This window comes from Devosia sp. BK (assembly GCF_032907385.1).
Lineage (GTDB): Bacteria > Pseudomonadota > Alphaproteobacteria > Rhizobiales > Devosiaceae > Devosia.
On the sequence record NZ_JAIMBX010000001.1, the window covers coordinates 1,345,356 to 1,364,064 of the forward strand.

The 18,709-nt window shown below is 59.9% G+C and carries 19 protein-coding genes and 3 tRNA genes; 10 read left to right on the top strand and 12 right to left on the bottom strand.

What is annotated here, in order from left to right:
* Nucleotides 1–78: 78 nt before the first annotated feature.
* From DevBK_RS06630 to DevBK_RS06645, 4 genes are all read left to right on the top strand, one after another.
* Entirely contained in the window at nt 79–345 is a 267-nt protein-coding gene (locus DevBK_RS06630; protein ID WP_317184864.1) for a hypothetical protein, read from the top strand.
* Between the two features lie 80 nt (nt 346–425).
* A tRNA-Trp gene (locus tag DevBK_RS06635) sits at nt 426–501 on the top strand.
* A 122-nt stretch (nt 502–623) separates the two neighbouring features.
* A complete protein-coding gene (locus tag DevBK_RS06640) occupies nt 624–1,259 on the top strand; it encodes a hypothetical protein (RefSeq protein WP_317184865.1) in 636 nt (211 codons plus the stop codon).
* Between the two features lie 120 nt (nt 1,260–1,379).
* Nucleotides 1,380–1,583: a hypothetical protein gene (locus DevBK_RS06645; protein WP_062631239.1), complete on the top strand. Its 204-nt coding sequence runs from the start codon at nt 1,380–1,382 to the stop codon at nt 1,581–1,583.
* A 67-nt stretch (nt 1,584–1,650) separates the two neighbouring features.
* Here DevBK_RS06645 and DevBK_RS06650 read toward each other — a convergent pair.
* Nucleotides 1,651–1,735, bottom strand: a tRNA-Tyr gene (locus DevBK_RS06650).
* A 198-nt stretch (nt 1,736–1,933) separates the two neighbouring features.
* Between DevBK_RS06650 and DevBK_RS06655 the strand changes: the two genes are divergently transcribed.
* From DevBK_RS06655 to DevBK_RS06665, 3 genes are all read left to right on the top strand, one after another.
* Nucleotides 1,934–2,007: transfer RNA gene (locus tag DevBK_RS06655), tRNA-Gly, on the top strand.
* A 138-nt stretch (nt 2,008–2,145) separates the two neighbouring features.
* On the top strand, nt 2,146–2,901 hold the full coding sequence (gene rlmB / locus DevBK_RS06660; RefSeq protein ID WP_061906856.1) for a 23S rRNA (guanosine(2251)-2'-O)-methyltransferase RlmB: 756 nt from the start codon (nt 2,146–2,148) through the stop codon (nt 2,899–2,901).
* Nucleotides 2,898–3,287 (top strand): hypothetical protein, encoded by a 390-nt coding sequence (locus tag DevBK_RS06665; RefSeq protein ID WP_317184866.1) that lies wholly within the window; start codon nt 2,898–2,900, stop codon nt 3,285–3,287. Before rlmB ends, DevBK_RS06665 begins: the two co-directional genes overlap by 4 nt.
* 182 nt (nt 3,288–3,469) lie before the next feature.
* Here DevBK_RS06665 and DevBK_RS06670 read toward each other — a convergent pair whose 3' ends face one another.
* The 3 genes from DevBK_RS06670 to DevBK_RS06680 form a co-directional block, all read right to left on the bottom strand.
* A complete protein-coding gene (locus DevBK_RS06670) occupies nt 3,470–4,444 on the bottom strand; it encodes a hypothetical protein (protein ID WP_317184867.1) in 975 nt (324 codons plus the stop codon).
* 108 nt (nt 4,445–4,552) lie between these two features.
* On the bottom strand, nt 4,553–5,521 hold the full coding sequence (locus DevBK_RS06675) for a TerC family protein (protein WP_317184868.1): 969 nt from the start codon (nt 5,519–5,521) through the stop codon (nt 4,553–4,555).
* Nucleotides 5,522–5,523: 2 nt separating this feature from the next.
* Entirely contained in the window at nt 5,524–6,027 is a 504-nt protein-coding gene (locus tag DevBK_RS06680) for a TerB family tellurite resistance protein (RefSeq protein ID WP_317184869.1), read from the bottom strand.
* A gap of 357 nt (nt 6,028–6,384) precedes the next feature.
* On the opposite strand from DevBK_RS06680, the gene DevBK_RS06685 reads away from it, so the two are divergent.
* From DevBK_RS06685 to DevBK_RS06695, 3 genes are all read left to right on the top strand, one after another.
* On the top strand, nt 6,385–7,080 hold the full coding sequence (locus tag DevBK_RS06685) for a superoxide dismutase (RefSeq protein WP_317184870.1): 696 nt from the start codon (nt 6,385–6,387) through the stop codon (nt 7,078–7,080).
* A 187-nt stretch (nt 7,081–7,267) separates the two neighbouring features.
* Nucleotides 7,268–8,497, top strand: coding sequence for a PQQ-dependent sugar dehydrogenase (locus tag DevBK_RS06690; RefSeq protein ID WP_410494044.1), 1,230 nt, complete (start codon nt 7,268–7,270; stop codon nt 8,495–8,497).
* 174 nt (nt 8,498–8,671) lie between these two features.
* A complete protein-coding gene (locus DevBK_RS06695; RefSeq protein WP_317184871.1) occupies nt 8,672–10,072 on the top strand; it encodes an FAD-containing oxidoreductase in 1,401 nt (466 codons plus the stop codon).
* Nucleotides 10,073–10,103: 31 nt separating this feature from the next.
* On the opposite strand, the gene DevBK_RS06700 is transcribed toward DevBK_RS06695, so the two are convergent.
* The 8 genes from DevBK_RS06700 to DevBK_RS06735 form a co-directional block, all read right to left on the bottom strand.
* Complete coding sequence (locus DevBK_RS06700) at nt 10,104–11,237, bottom strand: anhydro-N-acetylmuramic acid kinase (RefSeq protein WP_317184872.1); 1,134 nt, start codon at nt 11,235–11,237, stop codon at nt 10,104–10,106.
* A 10-nt stretch (nt 11,238–11,247) separates the two neighbouring features.
* Nucleotides 11,248–12,240 carry a serine hydrolase domain-containing protein gene (locus tag DevBK_RS06705; RefSeq protein WP_317184873.1) on the bottom strand — a complete coding sequence of 331 codons (993 nt, stop codon included), beginning with the start codon at nt 12,238–12,240 and terminating at the stop codon, nt 11,248–11,250.
* A 9-nt stretch (nt 12,241–12,249) separates the two neighbouring features.
* The gene (locus DevBK_RS06710; RefSeq protein ID WP_317184874.1) at nt 12,250–13,158 is read right to left on the bottom strand and encodes an ABC transporter ATP-binding protein; all 909 of its coding nucleotides are present in this window, start codon (nt 13,156–13,158) and stop codon (nt 12,250–12,252) included.
* A complete protein-coding gene (locus tag DevBK_RS06715) occupies nt 13,155–13,973 on the bottom strand; it encodes an ABC transporter ATP-binding protein (protein WP_317184875.1) in 819 nt (272 codons plus the stop codon). The genes DevBK_RS06710 and DevBK_RS06715 overlap by 4 nt, the downstream gene beginning before the upstream one ends.
* Nucleotides 13,970–14,848 carry an ABC transporter permease gene (locus DevBK_RS06720; protein WP_317185599.1) on the bottom strand — a complete coding sequence of 293 codons (879 nt, stop codon included), beginning with the start codon at nt 14,846–14,848 and terminating at the stop codon, nt 13,970–13,972. The genes DevBK_RS06715 and DevBK_RS06720 overlap by 4 nt, the downstream gene beginning before the upstream one ends.
* Before the next feature lie 13 nt (nt 14,849–14,861).
* Nucleotides 14,862–15,839 carry an ABC transporter permease gene (locus DevBK_RS06725; protein WP_062631229.1) on the bottom strand — a complete coding sequence of 326 codons (978 nt, stop codon included), beginning with the start codon at nt 15,837–15,839 and terminating at the stop codon, nt 14,862–14,864.
* Between the two features lie 147 nt (nt 15,840–15,986).
* A complete protein-coding gene (locus DevBK_RS06730; RefSeq protein ID WP_317184876.1) occupies nt 15,987–17,654 on the bottom strand; it encodes an ABC transporter substrate-binding protein in 1,668 nt (555 codons plus the stop codon).
* Nucleotides 17,655–17,684: 30 nt separating this feature from the next.
* Nucleotides 17,685–18,704, bottom strand: a complete 1,020-nt coding sequence (locus tag DevBK_RS06735; RefSeq protein ID WP_317184877.1) for a glycoside hydrolase family 3 N-terminal domain-containing protein — start codon at nt 18,702–18,704, stop codon at nt 17,685–17,687.
* Between the last annotated feature and the right edge of the window lie 5 nt (nt 18,705–18,709).

Below are 18,709 nucleotides of genomic sequence, written 5' to 3' on the forward strand. Positions count from 1 at the left end.
AATCTTCTTGCTTCCCCAAGCTGGTTGGATTTGGATCGAATTGCGGCCAAAACGTGACGCCTGAGGAGAGGCGGATCAATGTCGTTCGAGATCAAAAACTGCCAGCTTATGCACTTTGGCCCTCACAGGACCATTGCTGGCCGCATTGTGGGCGTCGTCCGCGTCAAGATCGCCGAAGAGTTTCTGGGCACGTTCACCAATTATACGCTCGATCTCAAGGTCAAGGCGGATGTGGGCGCCGTCAGCTCCGAAGCCGTGCGCCACGCCCTCCTCGCCCATGCGGCGCGACAACTCAACAAGCTCAAAGTCCGGCACCAACAGCGGCTGCCCGCAGCGGCTGAATAGAAGACCTATTCAAGCCTGTGCAAGTTGGCCCGACCCACTTGCACAACACACCGTTTGCCGTTAGACACACCCTCGCCTGAAGGGGTTTAGCTCAGTTGGTAGAGCATCGGTCTCCAAAACCGAGGGTCGTGGGTTCGAGTCCCCCAGCCCCTGCCAGGCACTCAGTTCGGACATTGCCGAACCCGATACTTCCAACACATCGCTGAAATTCTTGCGAAAACGAATGTCGTTTTCGTGCGTTGCGTTGAACTGCGCATCCAAAACCTTATCTCAAGCCCATGCCCGCGAAGAAAAAGCCCTATGACGGTCCCGTCCTGACAGCGGAATGGCCCCTGCCCGCTGCGGCGACGCTCGGATCGTCCGTACGGGCCAAAGGCATCCTGCTCGAGGTGCGCGCTAAACTTCCATCGGCGGCAAAGAAATCGATCGATGTGCGCGGCAATGTTTTGGTGCTGACGGTGCCGGAAAACGAGCGGCAGCAGTTCAAGGCGACGTCGGCCATCGTGACGCGCACGCTCGACGGCATCGAAGACCTTCAGGTCATCCCGCGCGAAATCGAGGATATCCTCACCATCAAGACCAGCGAGCGGCATCGGTGGCTGAAGGATGGCCGGCTGCAAAGCGCCGGCACGCGGACGGTAAAGCTGCGCGGGCGAGCTCGAAAAATTACGTTTCATGTCTTCGACCCGCGCTTTGTCGAGGCCGTACTCAACGATGACCTCGTGACCACCTGGCGCGAGGATGACATCGAAACCAAAGCAGAGAATCGGCGGCGGGCGAGCGAAATGCGGGCGCTGACGCGACGCCCCAAGGCATCTTCAGCCAAGCCCTCGCCGGCAGATAGCCCGGAGGATGCGGCTGCTGGTGAGTTACGCGGCCTCGCAGAATTCCTTCGCGAAGGCTTTCTGCGCTGACCGGACCGCACCAGTTTGGGACGATCTTAACCTTGTTGCTTAAGCGCGATTTAAGGGGCCGATAGACGAGCGCAACCGTGCGGCTATCATTGCATCTCCTCCAACGGAGTTGGCAGCACCATGGAAACGGCATTGCCAGTCATCATGCTGGTTTTGGGCGCGTCGGGTTTGGCCTGCCTCGTCTGGGTGCTGCTGCGCAGCCTTGGGCACAAAAGCGAGCCCTTTGTGACCCCGCCCAAGCGTAAATATGAGCCACCGCCGAATGACGAGGACGTCGATCGCATGGTCGCTGCCCTGCAGGCAAAGGCGCATCAGAAAGATTGATTTGGTGTTATTTCGCCGAGAAGGGCTATATCCCTAAGGCCGTGCAGTGGCTGAACTTTTCAGCCGGTGGTGGAGGGGACTGGATTCGAACCAGTGTACGCTAAGCGAGCAGATTTACAGTCTGCCGGATTTAACCACTCTCCCACCCCTCCACATTCTCGGGTGAGAACCGAAGCGCCTTGGCGTTTCGTCGGGGCGGTTTATGGTTGGCTGTCGCAAAGGTGTCAACACCCTTCCGAACGCGATGTGCAGAAATCTTGTGATAGATGAAAAAACTGGCCCTATCTTCATGCCCAGCCTTGCCTTGTTCGCCGGGTTCGCGCTAATCCATTTTCCGCCTCAGGGCCCAAGCGGGTATAGCTCAATGGTAGAGCAGCAGCCTTCCAAGCTGAATACGCGGGTTCGATTCCCGCTACCCGCTCCAGAAGCCGCCATTCGGCTTCGCACTCGAGCGCGTGGCGATTTGCGCCAGGGCCGCTTGAGTTCTTGTTTTTCGCATGTCTTTTTCCTCAAACCGATCTCCGCGTTTAGGGGACATGCCCGGAGGCGTTAGGCGCTTGCTATGAGCCGCAACAAATTCCCGCCAAAACCCAAATATGATCCCGATACCGGCCCAGTTTATCTCTATGGCCTGCATACGGTGCGCGCGGCGCTCGACAATCCGCTGCGGCTGAAGAAAGAGCTGTTGGCAACGCCGAATGCGCTTAACCGTCTCAAGGAGACTGGCGAAATCGGCAAGGTTTCCGTCAAGGAAACGACGCCGAAGGATCTCGATCGGCTGCTCGGCGGCGAAGCGGTGCACCAGGGCGTGGCGCTCGAAGTCGATCCGGTGAGCCGGTTCGGCCTTTCCGATATCAAGCAGTTGCGGCTCGTCGTGGTGCTCGATCAGTTGACCGATCCGCACAATGTCGGGGCGATCCTCCGCACCGCCTGCGCATTCGGCGCCGACGCCGTCATCACCACCGCGCGCCATTCGCCGCGCGAAACGGGCGTCATGGCAAAGGCCGCGTCAGGCGCGCTGGATCTCGTGCCGATGATCGAAGTGCGCAACCTGGCTGACGCCCTCGAAACCCTCAAGGAACGCGGTTTGACCGTCTTGGGCTTTGATTCCGAGGCCCCTGCCCCGATCAAGGCGCGCACGGACGACGCGCCGATGGCCGTTGTGCTTGGCGCGGAAGGCAAGGGTCTCCGCCAGCGGACGCGCGAACTCTGCGACGAGATGGTGCGGCTCGACATGCCTGGCCCGATCAAATCGCTTAACGTGTCGAATGCGGCCGCTATCGCCCTTTTCGCCGCAACCGCGGGGCGTCAGGCATGAGCGCGTTCGAACCCTTCGCCATTGCGCTACGCCTGTCCGGTCTGACTGTCAGCCAGCTCGATGCAGAAACCTCACTCAAGCAGCTTCTGGTTCGCTATGAACCCGAGGATGTTGAAGGCAGCTTCTACGGGCAGGTAGAAGTGGCGACGGACAACGCCGTCCGCGCGATTCTCGAGCTTGCAGAACGGTCCGGCTTGGCGATCGAAACCATGCTCGGCGACCGTCGCCTCGGCCGCGCCGTGCTCGACATAGCCTTCGATTACCCAGCGGAAGGCGAAGCCATGTCCGCCCGCCTGCCGGCCCATGCCGCTGCAGCCATCGCGCAGCACGGGGTCGATCTGGAATTTTCGGTCTACCTGACGGATGTCGAGGACGACGAAGAGTAGGTGCTAGTTTAGCGAGTGGGTCGGATTTCCCGATTGTTTTTTTAGACCGGCTCGCTAACCACTTCCTTGCCTGATTATTTTTCGCGTTAGCTCGGTAGTCGCGTGCATGGTCAAACCATGCATGCGAATCGTCTTTCGCAACGCTGAGCGCGGCGATTCTGCTCCTGTCCTGGACGGATATATCAAGCCTCGTAGAACTGATCGATTTCAGCCGGCAGGAGCTCATTTAGCTCCCCGATCGATCCTTCACGGATGGCAACGTAAAGCAGCGTCTGGTCGCCCGGATCGGCGCAGACCAGTTGACGGGGATCGTCGCTTTTCGCAAAGCGCTTCAAATTGGCGCAAAGGTCGGCGGGCGGGTATTTCCAAAGGTAGGAGCACTCGATTGTCTCGGTTCGACCTGCAATCGAGAACGCGATAGTCGCGGTCCCCTGTCCTCCGTCTGCCGGTAGCGTGACGACGACATCCTCAGATCGCACCGGATGACCGAGTGAGGTCAGCACCGAGGCGGTGATGTCTGCCAGAAGTGATGCATCGTATTCGGTGTGCGCCGGGACAAAGGTCATGCGGCCGATGCGAGTGCGACCAAGATCGTGCAGCATCGAAAAAGAGCCAATGGCTTCATAAAGGCCGATGGCCTGTCCTGGGTCTATCTCCTGAATGGCGTTCCAGAGAGACATCGCATCGACTTCGCCCGGACTGAGCCCGTCGACGGCCTCGAGCGCGGCGATCGTAGCGGCAAGAACTTGCAGTTCCGATGTCGTCGGCTCGACGGGCGGCTCGCGCGAGGTCCCAGAAGGCATTCCGCTTGCGAACGATGCCGTCGGCTCCCCTGTGGGCGAGATATCGTCATGTCCACCGGTCTCAAATCGACTGGTAGGCCCGCGTGCGACCCTCGAAGGCATTCCCCTCGCGAACCCAGCTGGCTTGACCATTCCAAAAACTGCAAGCGCGACGAATGCCACGCAAGCCACGAGCACGATCCACCCGACGGCATCAAGCGGTTGCCTGAGCATGACCGTCGTGGCACCCGCGAGGGCAAAGAACAGCGCGCCAGCGACAAGCTCAACTTTAGGCACATGCTCCTCCTCAGACTGATCGAATTGGAGACGATCGGAGCGAACAGGCCGACCTATCTCATCGAGCGCCTCGGTCATCAAGAACAGCGGTGTGTCATTACCAAGGTCGCGACTTTCCCATCAGCATCCTAAAAGCGACCGGTCTCTAGAGCCGACGAAAGGCGCGCCTTAGCGCGCCTTCAATGTTCAGTTTTTCTCGACGGTTCGCCACAGAGAGTAGCCGATACCAGCGGCAAGAATGGCAAACGTCACACCAAGCGACCATTCGGCTGGGAATTTGTCCCATCCCATTAGGTCGGAGACGAATATCTTCGAGCCGATGAACACCAGCAGCACAGCAAGAGCATGCTTGAGGTAGGCGAAGCGGTGGATGACGGCGGCCAAGGCGAAATAGAGGGCGCGAAGACCCAGGATCGCAAAGATGTTCGAGGTGTAGACGATGTATGGATCAGTGGTAATGGCAAAGACCGCCGGCACAGAGTCTACGGCAAAGATCACGTCCGCAATCTCGATCATGACGAGCGCCAGAAACAGCGGCGTCATGTAGCGATGGATACGGCCGGTCTTGGGGTCGGCCTGCTGCACGAAGAACCGATCACCATGCAGCTGCTCGCTTACGCGAAAGCGCTTCTTCATGAAATTGAGCACGGGATTCTTGCTCAAGTCCGTTTCGCCGTGACCGCCCATCAGCATGCGAACACCGGTGAAGATGAGAAACGCGGCAAAAACGTAAAGCAGCCAGCCGAATTCGGACACAAGCGTGGCGCCGAAGCCGATCATGACGGCACGCAGGACGATCACGCCAAGAATGCCCCAGAACAGCACGCGGTGCTGTAGATGGCGGGGAATGGCGAGATAGCCAAAAATCATGGCGATAACGAAAACATTGTCCATCGCGAGACTCTTCTCGACGACAAACGCGGTCAGGTATTCGACGCCGGGTTGCGCGCCCAATTGCCACCAGACAAAGCCACCAAACGCTAAACCGAGGGTGATGTAGAAGCCGGACAGCAGAAGACTTTCGCGCACTTCGATCTCATGGCCATCGCGATGAAGGACGCCAAGATCGAAGGCGAGAAGAAGTGCGACAAGGCCGATAAAGCCGAGCCACATCCACATGGGCTGGCCGAGGAAGACTAGGGTAAAAAGCTCCATGATTAGCGCTCCTCGCCCTCTACACCACCGCTAAGGCGGTCAAATCCGAACGCCAGCTCGATACGGTGCAAAGCGCCAAGCTCGACCGGATGAACCAAGCCATCCGCGATGATCACCTTGTGGCAAATGTTGCGGATGGACTGTTTTTCGGCCGCTGTCAGCTCGAGAGCTTTCAGCGTTTCAAGCGCCCGATCTTGCGCCAGATGGGGGGGGTAACTGTAGGCTCTCGCGTGGTCCGCCAGCTCTTCTGCCAGCTCGGCCACGGAGAAACCTTCAAACGCCGGACTGGCGAGAAAAGCCTCTACAAGCTTTCGACGCTCCCGAAGGTCAATACGGCCATCGGCGTGCGCGTTGATCGCTGACGCAGCCACCAACGCTTCGAGATAAGCGCCAGAACGAGCACGGTCGGCCTCATACTTTATCAGACGATTGGATTGCTCATGGCGTGCGCGCAACTGCTGGCCACGCGGAAACAGGTCGTCGTCGCGAAATTTTACTTTAGACATCAAAAACTCCTCTCAAAGTGCCACTCGGGGACTGAGGGGAGTGCGTCGGAACACCGGCTTGAACGATCGGGCACCTGACGCGGTACCCTCAGGTTCCGCCAAGGTGATCCGACATCGCGGGGCAGCATCGCTGCCAGCGCCAGAGGGGCCCGGTCACGGCAAAGGAGATCGGAACGCTATTTCAAAAGTTCAAGTGCCACTTAGCGGTGTCTGAGCATCCACGCGATCTACAACGTCAGTCGGGGATAGATTCTTAGTGTGGATCTTGTCTGACACGATTGTGCGCTGAGACGTCCACGCCGCCCGGAACATCGATCCGCTCCTCCCGTTGCCCAAGGGTTCAAGAGGAGTGAAATAATGCAGGTTTTGACCCGTTCGCTGACCGTCGCGGCTATTGCTTTTGCGCCATTACCGGCTTTGGCACAGACGACTTCGCCGTTTACCTTGCCGGATCTGCCCTATGAATATGGCGCGCTGGAGCCGGCAATCAGCACTGAAACCATGGAGTTGCATCATGGAAAGCACCATCAGACCTATGTGGATAAGCTCAACGAAGCCATCGAGGGCGGAGACGCGCCGGCAACGGCGACGCTTGAGGAATTGGTAGGCGCGGCAGGTACCTATCCCCCCGCTATCCGCAACAATGCCGGCGGGCACTGGAACCACACTTTCTTCTGGGAGACCATGGCACCAGCGGATGCCGTGGGCGAGGCCAGTGCCGACCTGACTGCCGCCATCGAAACCGTCTACGGCTCGATGGACGATTTCAAGACCGAATTCGAAGCCAAGGGCGCGGCCCAGTTTGGTTCAGGCTGGGTCTGGCTGATCGTCACCGAGGCAGGCCAACTCGAAATTACCTCGACGCCCAACCAGGATAATCCTTTGATGGATGTTGCCGAGGTCAAGGGCACTCCGATCCTGGGCAACGATGTTTGGGAGCACGCCTATTACCTCACATACAACAACCGCCGGGCCGAATATCTCAGTGCTTGGTGGGATGTGGTGAACTGGTCCGAGGTGTCCGAGCGCTACCAGGACGCCTTGGCGCAATAACATCGCTGACCATGCGAGGGTGTTGACGCGCCCTCGCTCGCTTTGCGTGCCGACTACACCGGCATGTGATCCCCTACACTGCAACGCAGGCCGTGGTGAATCCGTCTAGTCACAGGCGACTTTGCCCAATTCAATTCGAGCGTCGCTGTTCCTGATGCTCGATCACCAGCCGTCATAGGAGATACCGATGCGCCCGATACCCCTATTGCTCGCGAGTACCGCGCTTTGTGCGTCATTGATGCCAGCCTTGGCCATGGGCCAGGACAGCGGCTCGGTCGAGACCCAGGCGCCCAATGCCGCAAATCAGCAGCCGGCCTTTGACGGCCAGACCCGCGCGCCGCAGCCAGCGGAAAGGCCCGAAGTCGAGACGACGGTCATCGCGGAGAACTTGCCGCAACTCTGGGCCATGGAATTCCTTCCCGATGGCCGAATGCTCGTGACCACCAAGGCGGGCGACATGCATATCGTTACCGCCGAAGGCGAAGCTGGCGAGCCTATTTCCGGCGTGCCTGAAGTCGATGCGCGCGGCCAGGGCGGACTGCTCGATGTAGCGCTGGCGCCGGACTATGAAACATCAGGCCGGATCTACTTCTCGTTCTCCGAGCCGCGCGAAGGGGGCAATGGCACGAGTGTTGCGCATGCCGTCTTGACGCCCGATGACGCCAATGGCGGCGCACTCGAGGATGTGAAAGTCATCTTCCAGCAGATGCCTACCTACGATGGCGACAAGCATTTCGGTTCGCGGCTGGTCTTTGCGCCGGATGGCGCCCTGTTCGTTACAGTTGGCGAGCGCTCCGACGTAGAAACGCGCAACCAGGCGCAGGATATCGGCAGCGGTCTCGGCAAGGTCTTCCGCATCGATGCGGAAGGCGCGGCTCTTCCGGACAATCCCTTCATCGAGACGGAAGGCGCGCTGCCCGAAATCTGGAGTCTGGGCCACCGCAACATGCAGTCAGCGGCCCTTGATGGCGAGGGACGTCTCTGGACCGTCGAACATGGCCCCAAGGGCGGCGATGAGCTCAATCGGCCGGAAGCCGGCGTCAATTATGGCTGGCCTGAAGTGACCTATGGCATCGACTATAGCGGTGCGCCAATCGGCGAGGGTATTACTGCAACCGAGGATACGACACAGCCGGTCTATTATTGGGACCCGGTGATCGCCCCGTCCGGCATGGCCTATTATGACGGCGCTGAATTTCCGGAATGGAATGGCGCCTTCCTGATCGGTGGTCTTGTAACCAAGGGCGTCGTTATCGTGCATCTCGATGGCGATCAGGTAGCCTCGGAAGAGCGGGTGCCGCTTGAAGCCCGCGTGCGCGACGTCAGAGTCGGCTCGGATGGCGCCGTCTATGCGGTGACCGAGAACCCTGACGCCGGGACGTCCTCAATCCTACGCTTGAGCAAAGCTACTTCCTAAATGAGACACTCTGGCGAGGCGTCCGCGCCTCGCCACTTTCTTCTCGCCATTACCGCCGATTAGCTCGCGATTCCGGCCCGTTCCTTCGGTGAGACACGACCGATGCCAAGCCAACTTTCGACCGAAGCAGATTTGGCTTAGGCTCAAAACATACGAGCGATCAGGGAACGCGTCATGTCGAGCACCGAACACCAGTCTGAAAATATGCGAAGCTTCGACGCGATTATCGTCGGCGCTGGTCAGGCTGGGCCCTCTCTCGCTGGACGCCTCAATGATTCAGGGATGAAGGTCGCGATCATCGAACGCGACCTCGTTGGCGGCACCTGCGTCAACACAGGCTGCAAACCGACCAAGACCCTAGTCGCCAGCGCCTATGCTGCCCATCAGGCACGTCGTGGCGGGGATTACGGTTTTTCTCGAAGCGACGTTACGATCGACATGCCCGCGGTCGCCGCCCGGGCGCGAAAAGTCATTATGGACTCGCGTCAAAGCAACGAAGACTGGCTCTCGAGCATGCCGAATGTCGAACTGATCAGGGGGCATGCGCGGTTTGACGGACCCAAAACCATCACCGTTGGCGGCACGCGCCTGACTGCGCCAAAAATCTTCCTCAATGTTGGAGCCCGGGCCTTTATTCCGGATATGCCCGGCATTGAGAACGTTCCGTATCTCACCAATTCGGAGATCATCGCGCTCGACGAACTGCCCAGGCATCTCGTCGTCGTGGGCGGCAGCTATATCGGGCTTGAATTTGCGCAGATGTATCGTCGCTTTGGCGCGGAGGTAACGATCATCGAGCGCTCCGACCGGTTGATTTCTCGGGAAGACAAGGACGTCTCCGAAGCCGTTCAAGAGATCCTCGAAGCCGAGGGTATAACGGTGCGCACTGGCGTGAATTGCATCGCCTTTAGCAAGCACGATGCGGATGTCGCAGTTTCGATCGAATGCCAAACCAATTCGGCACCAATCGTCGGCAGCCACGTATTGGTGGCGGTCGGCCGCAGCCCGAACACGGATGATCTCGGTCTCGACAAGGCCGGCGTCACGGTTAACGAGCGTGGCTACATCGCTGTCGACGATCGGCTCGAGACCAATGTTCCGGGGATCTGGGCCTTGGGGGACTGCAACGGCAAGGGCGCCTTTACGCACACAGCCTACAACGACTTCGAGATCGTCGCCGCCAATCTGCTCGACGGGGAGGATCGCCGTGTGAGCGACCGCCTCCTTGGCTATGCCCTTTATATCGACCCTCCGCTGGGCAGAGTGGGCATGACCGATGTAGAGGCGGAAAAAACGGGCCGCCGGCTGCTCTATTCCAAGCGTCCGATGACCCGCGTCGGCCGAGCTGTCGAGAAAGGCGAAACACAGGGATTTATGAAGGTTGTTTCCGACGCTGAAACGAACCGGATCCTCGGCGCAGCTATCCTCGGCACCGGGGGCGACGAAGCCATTCACGGCATTCTCGACATGATGAATGCAGATCAACCCGTGGATGTGCTTCGGTGGGCAGTGCCTATCCATCCGACTGTTTCGGAACTAGTTCCAACCTTGCTGCTGGAACTTGCTCCGAAGTGACGGGCTCCGGACACCTGAAGCGTCTGAGCTACTAGCCGGCCAGCACGCCGCCGGTCATAGGCCGGGGCGCTCCGGTGGTCATGGGAAAGCTGATCGGCAGGCCGCGCAGGACGCGAACAGCCAGGAGGGCGAAACATTCCGCTTCGACGGCGTCGCCGCGCCAGCCTACCGCTTCTGCAGGGACTGCGTCGACTTGTGCGCGTGATTTGAGCATGGACATGATTGCGGGGTTATGACGCCCGCCGCCCGCAACGATAAGGCGCTCGGGGCGCTGGGGCAGGAGGTCGAGTGCTTTGCCGACAGCGCCGGTGGTGAAGGCGGTCAGGGTCGCGGCGCCGTCTTCGGCGTTGAGGCCTTCGGCGTTGAGGCCTTCGGCCATCGAGGCCAGAAAATCGAAGCGATCAAGCGACTTTGGGTAGGGCGCCGACATGTAGGGATGGGTCAGGAGCTGCGCGAGCCGGTCTTCGTCGACTTTGCCCCGCAAAGCCATGGTGCCATCGACGTCCATCTCGCCCAGCCCAAGACTTTTGATGAAATCGTTGATCGGCGCATTAGCCGGGCCGGTATCAAAGGCGATGAGCGTATGGGCGCCATCCCAATAGGTCACATTGGCGACACCACCGAGATTGAGCACGGCGGTCTTGCCGTCCGTGGCGCCGATCTTGCGTAAAAGGGCTTGATGATAGAGCGCCGCCAGCGGGGCGCCCTGCCCGCCTGCGCGCACATCAGCGGAGCGGAAATCATAAGCGACCTTGATCCCCGTCAGCTCATGCATGAGCGCGCCATTGCCGAGCTGTCGGGTTGCGCCGATCCGGCCCGGTTGCGGCGCGCGATGAAGGACCGACTGACCGTGAAAACCGATGATCCCGACGTCGGAATGGCTAAGGCCGGTTTGAGCCAAAAGGTCCAGCACTGCTGCCGATTGTGCCCCGGTCAGCGCCTCTTCGGCTTCAGCAAAGATGGCGGGGTCAGCGCCGGAAAAATTCCACTGCCGCGCCTGTGCCAGAGTTTCGGCAAGCAGGTCGCAGATCCATCGGGGATAAGGCGCCAGCGTATAGGCGCCAAATTCCGCGATGGTTTCGCCATCGGTGCGCAGCAGCGCAACGTCGATATTGCCATCGAGCACAGTGCCGGTCATCAGACCCACGGCCCAGATCGGTTCCATTCGCGTCTCTCTAAAAGGCGTTGATCGCGTCGCCCACGGCACGCCGCAGCGTCAGGATGCCGCTATCGAAATGGCGCGTCGGATGCACGCGGTTGGTCAGCAGCGTCCAGGCGTGGCCGCGCTCGAAATCGATCCAGATGCCCGTGCCGGTAAAGCCGGTGTGCCCGATGGTCTCTCTGGAATTGAGTTCGCCACCGGACCAACCCTCATAGGGCCGCTCCCAGCCATGGGTGCGTCTACTCGAAAGCGGGGTTCGGATCAGCGCCTCAGACTCTGCCGTGATCAGCTTGCCGAAGGCGAAATCGAGCACGCTCGACACGGTGCCGAAAAGGCCGGCATTGCCCGCCCCCTGGAGCGCTGAGCAATTGTCGTCATGTACTTCGCCGACAAGCACCCGGTGGCGCCAATAACAGTCTTCCGTCGCGGCGGCTGTCATCAGGTCGGCAGACCAGGCGAATCCCGGCCCTGGATCCATGTCGCGGATCCATTTTCCTGCGATGCGTTCGAGCGCGATGCCGAGGAGGATGAAGTTGATATCGGAATAGACCGCCGGACCCGCCGAGAATTCATGCTGCAGCAAAAAGGTGCGAAGGAGATCTGGGTCGCGCCCATAGGTATAGAGTGGGAAGACCGCAGGGTAAGGCGTCTGGTGACCAAGGCACTGGCGAAAGTTGATCTTCCGCTCCCAATTGTCGAGATTGTAGTGCCGATAATCGGGGATGATGCTCGTAAGTGGTGCGTCGAGATCGATGCGCCCTACCTCTGCCAGCGCCAGGATGCGCTCGGTGGTGAAGATGACCTTGGTCAGCGAGGCGAGGTCGAACCAGGTCTCTTCGGTCATGGGGCGAGCGGTCGGCGTCGTCTGAGCCTGACCTATCGCGCGCACGGCGCGATTGCCGCTGCTATCGACGATGCCCAGCACGCCGCCGGGAATGCGACCGCTTTGAACGGAGGCTTCGAGATGCACGAATGCGCTGTCGAGTTTTGTCGCCACTGAGGTCATGCGTACCGTCTAAACCGCTGGAAAAGGACGATAGAAGTGGTTGTCGCCGGCCTGCGCGGTTTCCGGCTGCGGCCGAGCGGAGAGCGTCCGGATTTCCTCAACCCGCCCGAGTTCGTCGGCAAACCGGACATCGTCGAAGCGTCGATCGGGGTCGGGAACGGCGGAGAGCAGCAGGCGCGTATAGGGGTGCCGGGGATCGTCCAGAACCCTATCGACCGCACCCCATTCGACGATCTGGCCGGCATACATGACCATGATATCATCGGCGACATAGCGCGCCGTAGCGATGTCGTGGGTGATATAAAGAAGAGCGAGCTTGAGCTCTGCCTTCATGTCGTTGAGGAGATTGAGAATGCCCTGGCGCACCGAGACGTCGAGCATCGAGGTCGGCTCATCGGCAACGATGACCTGAGGGTTCACGGCGAGCGCCCGGGCGATGGAGATGCGCTGGCGCTGGCCGCCAGAAAGCTCGTGCGGAAATTTCGGCATAATGAGCTGCGGGTCGAGTTTTACGCGCTCAAGCAGTTCGACGATCGCTGCCTGCCGCTGTGCCGCAGTCAGCCCCTTTTGATGCAGCTTGAGCGGGCGCTCAAGATGATAGCGGATCGTATGCGTCGGATTGAGCGAGGCAAATGGATCCTGAAACACCATCTGCACCGAGGATCGATAGTCGCGCTGCGCCTTGGCGTCGCTCTTACCGAGGGGCACGCCGCGGAAAAGCAGGCGCCCTTCGTCTGGGGCATATTCGCGCATGATCAGGCGAGCGGCCGTGGTCTTGCCGGAACCCGATTCTCCGACCAGCGCCAGGGTGCGGCCGGGATGGAGCGCGAAGCTGACGGCGCGCGCGGCATAGACGGGCTTGTCGGCGCGGCCGAAAACCTTGGTGACGTTATCGAGCGTCAGGATGGCGTCGCTCATAGCACTGGCTCCCGGCGCGTCTGCTCGCCATGGAGTTTGGGCATCGAAGCCCAGAGCCGCTGCGTATAGGGATGCTGCGGGTGGCGATAGATGGTCTGGGCGTCGTTGACCTCGACCAGTTCGCCTTCGAGCATGATGCCGATGCGGTCGCTGACCTGCACCATCAGGCCGAGATCATGGGTGATGAACAGCACCGAAAAGCCGAGCTTTTTGCGCAGCACGTCAATGCGCTGCAGGATTTCGCGCTGCACCACAACGTCGAGTGCGGTCGTCGGCTCGTCCATGATCAGAAGCTTGGGGTTGAGCGCCAGGCAAATGGCAATGACGATGCGCTGGCGCATGCCGCCCGAACACTGGTGTGGATAATTGTCGAGCCGTTCGGGCGCGATATCGACGAGCTTCAAGAGTTCGCTTGCGCGAGCGCGGGCTTCGGCGCGGCTGATCGGACCATGGGCACGCAGCACATCGTAAAACTGCGCCTCAATGGTCAGGACCGGATTGAGCGAGTTCATGGCGCTCTGGAACACCATAGCGACCTCCCGCCAGCGGAATTTTCTTAAATCCGCATCGTTGAGACTGAGAACGTCGCGCCCGGACACCAGGATCTCACTGCCTGTGCGGATCAGGGCCGGTGGCCGATGGAGACGGCTGACCGCGAAGGCGATAGTCGATTTACCGCAGCCGGATTCACCGGCAAGCCCAAAGAACTCGCCGGGGGCGATGTCAAAGCTGACATTCTTGACGGCGTGAAAATTGGTTTCGGCGCCGACATAGTCGATGTTGAGGTTGCGGACGGAGAGGACGGGATCGCTCATAGCTTGCCCTCCCCGATGCGGACCATGCGGGTCCAGCGATTGAGCATGCCGCCTGTCCGCAGCCGCGGATTGGCGATTTCGTCGATCGCGAAGTTGAGGAGCGCCAGGCCAAGCCCGAGGAAGGCGAGGGCAAAGCATGGCGCGAGAATATCCCACCAGGCGCCGACCGAAAGCGCGGCTGAGTTCTGCGCATTATAGAGCATGATACCCCAGGAAACGGTGTTCGGATCGCCGAGGCCAAGGAATTCGAGCGTCGCTTCGGTGATGACGGCGAAAATGACCGAGCCGATGAAGTTGATGCCGACGATGGAAATCAGGTTAGGGAAAATCTCGAACAGCATGATGCGCCAACTCGGTTCGCCCAGCATTTCGGCCGATTTGACGAAGTCGCGCTGCCGGATCGAGAGTGTTTCGGACCGCGTCACGCGCACGCCCCAAGCCCAGGAGGTGAAGCCGAGGATGATGGCGATCACCATAGGGCTTGCCTGCCCGATAAAGGCGGCGAGGACGAGCAGCAGCGGCAGGTTCGGGATGACCAGCACCATATTGGTGAAGAAGTTGATGACTTCGTCGATGACGCCACCCTTATAGCCCGCGATGATGCCGAGCACGGTGCCGATGACGGTGATGAGGAGCCCTGCCCCGAACCCGACGGCGAGCGACACGCGTGCACCATGGACGAGGCGCGAGAAGACGTCGTGCCCAAGACGGGTCGTGCCCATCCAGTGATCCCAGCTTGGCGCCTGATGCGGCCTGCCAACGCGGCGGGTGGGGCTATATTCGGTCAGGAGCGGCGCGAAGATCGCTACCAGCACGATGATCGTGAGGATGATGAGGCCAACCAGGGCCTTCTTGTTATTGAGCAACTGCCTCAGGAGCTTCATGGCGTCAGGCCTTCTTGAGGCGCGGATCGAGCAGCACATAGCTGAGATCGACCACGAAATTTGATATGAGCATCGCGGCAGTCATGATCAGGAGCTGGCCCTGAATTACCGGATAATCGCGCGCGATAATCGCCTGATAAAGCGTGTTGCCAAGCCCGGGATAGTTGAACACCACCTCGGTCACGAGCGAACCGCCCAGGATCGTGCCGATGGCGATGGCAAGGCTCGACACCGTGGGCAGAAGCGCGTTGCGCGCCGCATACCAGAGCATGACATTGTTATCGGAGAGCCCCTTGGCACGGGCCATGACGATATAGTCTTCGCCCAGCAAGTTGATCATGTTGTTGCGCATGGTCACGGCGAAGCCGCCGGTGAGCACGAAGACCAGCGTCAGCATGGGCAGTGTGCCGTGATAGAGCACGCTTGAAATATAGGTCCAGTTCCAGGCGGGATCGATCAGGGGGTTGGCGGCATAGCCGTTGGGAAACCAGCGCAGCGTATAGCCGAAGATGAAGAGCATGATCAGCGAAACGACCACCGCCGGCACCGAGCTCGAAAAGATCGCGCCGAGCGAGATGACGGAGTCGACGAGCCGTCCGCGGCGCCAGGCGGCAAAGATGCCGAGGAAACTGCCAAGGGTGAAGCTGATGATGGTCGCGATCCCCATGAGCCCGAGCGTCCAAAGAAGCGCACGGCCCAAGAGCTCGGTGACAGGCAGCGGGAAGTACTTGATCGAACGGCCGAGATCGCCGGTGAACACACTCTGCAGATAGGCAAAATACTGCTCGTGGAGCGGCGCGTCGATAAAACCAAAGGTCAGCTTCAGCGCATTGAGATTTTCGAGCGATAGCTCGGCGCCAGCGCTTGCGAACATGATCTCGATGGGATCACCGGGCATCAGGCGCGGTAGAAAGAAATTGATGGTCGCAGCAACCAGAAATGCTGCGAGATAGAACGCCAATCGCCGCAACAAGAAGGCCATGCTGTGGTGTTCCTTTCTGGCCGCTGTGTCGACCGGGCGCTGACGAAATTCCTCCCCGTGAGGGAGGATTGGGGTGGGTCAGCGCCTCAACGCCGCCCCTCCCCTAGTTTCGCTCATCAAAGAGATGAGGTGTGAAAGCCGAAAACCTTACTGGGCGACCGGTTCGAGATCGAGCAGTTGCAAGAGGCGCGCTGGGTTCGTCACCGAGACGGCCGGCGCGTATTTCGGATCTTCTGCACTGGCCCAACCGGTCCAACGGGTCGTGTTGTACTGGAAGAAGGACGGGCTGTTGTAGAGTGGGATGATCGGCAGGGCCTCGGCGACCAGAAGCTGGACCTGATCCATGATCGCCTTCTGCTCAGCCGGATCCTTGATCGTCGTATATTTCTTAAGAAGCTCGACCACTTCAGCATTTTCCCAATGCGGCGCGGTGAAGCGGCTCTTGCCGAAATCAGCAGGGTTAAACGAACGAATATAGGGCAGATAGGGGTTCGATGCCGCCGCCAGCGAGTTGAGCGTCAACTCGAAATTGCCCGCGATCAGATCGGACGTCCACACGGCTGCTTCCGGGGTCGAGAGCGACACGTTGATGCCCGCTTCCTGGAGCGTTTCCATGGCGATCTGCACCGCGTCGATCCAGTCGGTCCAGCCATTGGGCACCTTGAAATCGAGTTCGAGCGGCGTGCCATCGGGATTGTCGCGGAAACCGTCGCCATCGGCATCGACATAACCGGCTTCATCAAGCAGCGCCATGCCGGCTTCGAGGTCGAACTTGCCATATTGGCCGAACTGCGTTTCGACTTCCGGATTGGCGAAAGCGGCATAGAGCTCGCCGAGACCGGACGGGTCTTCGTTGAGGAGCGGATAGCCATAGCCTGCAATGTCGACGATCGCCTGGCGATCGACCAGCATACTGAGGGCTCGGCGGAAGGTCACATCGTTGAACGCTTTGCGCGCGTTTTCGTCCGGCGAAACCTGCGACATCTGCATCGACACGAGGCTCGAGGGCGTGAACCAATATTTGTGGTGCTCGGGATCCTTCGCGACGAAGGTGTTGTCGATGTCGGGAATGAAGCTCGTACCCCAATCGAGACTGCCGTCGGCCAAAGCGGCGAGCACCTGCGGATTATCCGCAAGCTGCGGCATGCGGAGGCAATCGACGGCCAGATTGTCGGCGTCCCAATAGTTTGGATTGCGGCACTGCTCGTAGACCTGCGGGGTGAAGCGGGTGATCTCCGTCATCGGGCCCGAGCCAACCGGGTTTTCATTGGCGAAGGTGACCGGATCAGCCACTTCGGACCAGATGTGCTCAGGCACGATCGGCATGCCCACAATGGTATTGGCAATGAGCGAATTGGCTTCGGTCAGATTGAAGCGCACGGTGCGATCGTCGACCTTTTCGACCGATGCGATCTGCGGCGTGATCGAGATGAAGTCGAGCGCCGGGAATTTCTTGATGTAGTCGTAGGTAAAGAGCACGTCGTCGGCGGTGAAATCCTCGCCGTCGGACCATTTCAGGCCATCGCGCAGCGTGAACGTGATCGACATCAGATCGTCGGCCAGCTCAAAACTTTCGGCAAGCCGGTAGTTCGGTTCGTTGCCCTGCAGGCGATTGAAGACGACCAGCGGCTCGTAAAGGAAATCCTGCGTCGTGTAGCGCGCCGACGTCTGGCTGAACGGGTTGAAATTGCGCACGAAGGTCGTGACCTGTTCGGACGCCAGGGTAAGCACCTTGCCGCTATCCTGCGCATAGACCGGTGTTGCCAGGGCAAGCACGGCCAATGATGTCGTCGCAATAAAACTCAATTTACGCATCGGGGTCTCTCCTTGCTCAGCAACGCCGCCTCAGGCGAAGCCGTTCTCCTCGAAAATTTTCTCCACCTCGGCGTGGAGGGCTTTGGTGTCGGCGCGCCGGTTGCCGAGCCGCTGTTCCGCACGGGCGACACGCGCCGAGGTGGCATGCGACATGACACGGGCGGCTTTGGCGGCAGCTTCGCTCGCCGCAAGATCGCCTTGGCTGTGGAGGGCGATATCGTAACCGGCATCGAGCGCCGCGCGGACGCGATCGGACCAACTGCCCGAAAGAGCATCCATGGTCAGGCAATCGGTGATCAGCACGCCGTCATAGTCGAGCACTGTGCGAATGAGGTTGCACACGCGCGGCGAGATCGAGGCCGGCAAATCTGGATCGATCTTTGAAAAGATCAGATGCGCGACCATGGCCCAGGGGCTGTCCTTGAGCCGGATGAAGGGCAGGAAATCGCTGTCCATCATCTCGTCAACGCTCGCGTGAACCACGGGCAGATCGTGGTGCGGGTCGACATCAACACGGCCATAACCGGGAATGTGCTTGATTATCGGCATGGAGCCCACTTCGAGCAAAGCCTCGACCACCACGCGGCCGAGTTCGGCAACTAGATTGGGATCGGCGCTGAAAGAGCGGGACGAGATGATGTCATGCGTGCCGGCGCGCGCGAGATCGACAACCGGCGTCGCGCCGCTGCCGATCCCGAGTTCGGTCATCATCGACCCCATCGCGAGAGTGGACTGGCGCAGCGCATGTTTGGCAAGGTCCAGATCCTTCTTGGCCAGAGCGCCGAAGTGACCGATGGGGCGGAAGAGCGGCCAATTGCCGTTGTCGAGCCGCTGCACGCGGCCACCTTCCTGATCGATATAAACAGGCGCATCTTCCCGGCCGACGGCGTCCCGGAACTGACCGACGAGGCGCCGGATTTGCTCGGGATTGTCGAGATTGCGCTTGAAGAGGAAGAGACCAAAGGGATTTGCGTCACGAAAGAAGGCGACTTCCGAGGATGAGAGTTCAAGCCCGGGCATACCGACGAAAAGGGCGAGTGGTGTCGACATTTTCA

Bases quoted from the DNA above. Each gene is read 5' to 3' on its own strand.
- DevBK_RS06680 (WP_317184869.1), bottom strand. From the start codon at position 6,027: ATGTCTAAAGTAAAATTTCGCGACGACGACCTGTTTCCGCGTGGCCAG.
- DevBK_RS06690 (WP_410494044.1), top strand. From the start codon at position 7,268: ATGCGCCCGATACCCCTATTGCTCGCGAGTACCGCGCTTTGTGCGTCA.
- DevBK_RS06710 (WP_317184874.1), bottom strand. From the start codon at position 13,158: ATGAGCGACGCCATCCTGACGCTCGATAACGTCACCAAGGTTTTCGGC.
- DevBK_RS06715 (WP_317184875.1), bottom strand. From the start codon at position 13,973: ATGAGCGATCCCGTCCTCTCCGTCCGCAACCTCAACATCGACTATGTC.
- DevBK_RS06735 (WP_317184877.1), bottom strand. From the start codon at position 18,704: ATGTCGACACCACTCGCCCTTTTCGTCGGTATGCCCGGGCTTGAACTC.
- DevBK_RS06685 (WP_317184870.1), top strand. From the start codon at position 6,385: ATGCAGGTTTTGACCCGTTCGCTGACCGTCGCGGCTATTGCTTTTGCG.
- DevBK_RS06725 (WP_062631229.1), bottom strand. From the start codon at position 15,839: ATGGCCTTCTTGTTGCGGCGATTGGCGTTCTATCTCGCAGCATTTCTG.
- DevBK_RS06630 (WP_317184864.1), top strand. From the start codon at position 79: ATGTCGTTCGAGATCAAAAACTGCCAGCTTATGCACTTTGGCCCTCAC.
- DevBK_RS06645 (WP_062631239.1), top strand. From the start codon at position 1,380: ATGGAAACGGCATTGCCAGTCATCATGCTGGTTTTGGGCGCGTCGGGT.
- DevBK_RS06665 (WP_317184866.1), top strand. From the start codon at position 2,898: ATGAGCGCGTTCGAACCCTTCGCCATTGCGCTACGCCTGTCCGGTCTG.
- DevBK_RS06700 (WP_317184872.1), bottom strand. From the start codon at position 11,237: ATGGAACCGATCTGGGCCGTGGGTCTGATGACCGGCACTGTGCTCGAT.
- DevBK_RS06675 (WP_317184868.1), bottom strand. From the start codon at position 5,521: ATGGAGCTTTTTACCCTAGTCTTCCTCGGCCAGCCCATGTGGATGTGG.
- DevBK_RS06640 (WP_317184865.1), top strand. From the start codon at position 624: ATGCCCGCGAAGAAAAAGCCCTATGACGGTCCCGTCCTGACAGCGGAA.
- DevBK_RS06730 (WP_317184876.1), bottom strand. From the start codon at position 17,654: ATGCGTAAATTGAGTTTTATTGCGACGACATCATTGGCCGTGCTTGCC.
- rlmB (WP_061906856.1), top strand. From the start codon at position 2,146: ATGAGCCGCAACAAATTCCCGCCAAAACCCAAATATGATCCCGATACC.
- DevBK_RS06695 (WP_317184871.1), top strand. From the start codon at position 8,672: ATGTCGAGCACCGAACACCAGTCTGAAAATATGCGAAGCTTCGACGCG.
- DevBK_RS06670 (WP_317184867.1), bottom strand. From the start codon at position 4,444: ATGACCGAGGCGCTCGATGAGATAGGTCGGCCTGTTCGCTCCGATCGT.
- DevBK_RS06705 (WP_317184873.1), bottom strand. From the start codon at position 12,240: ATGACCTCAGTGGCGACAAAACTCGACAGCGCATTCGTGCATCTCGAA.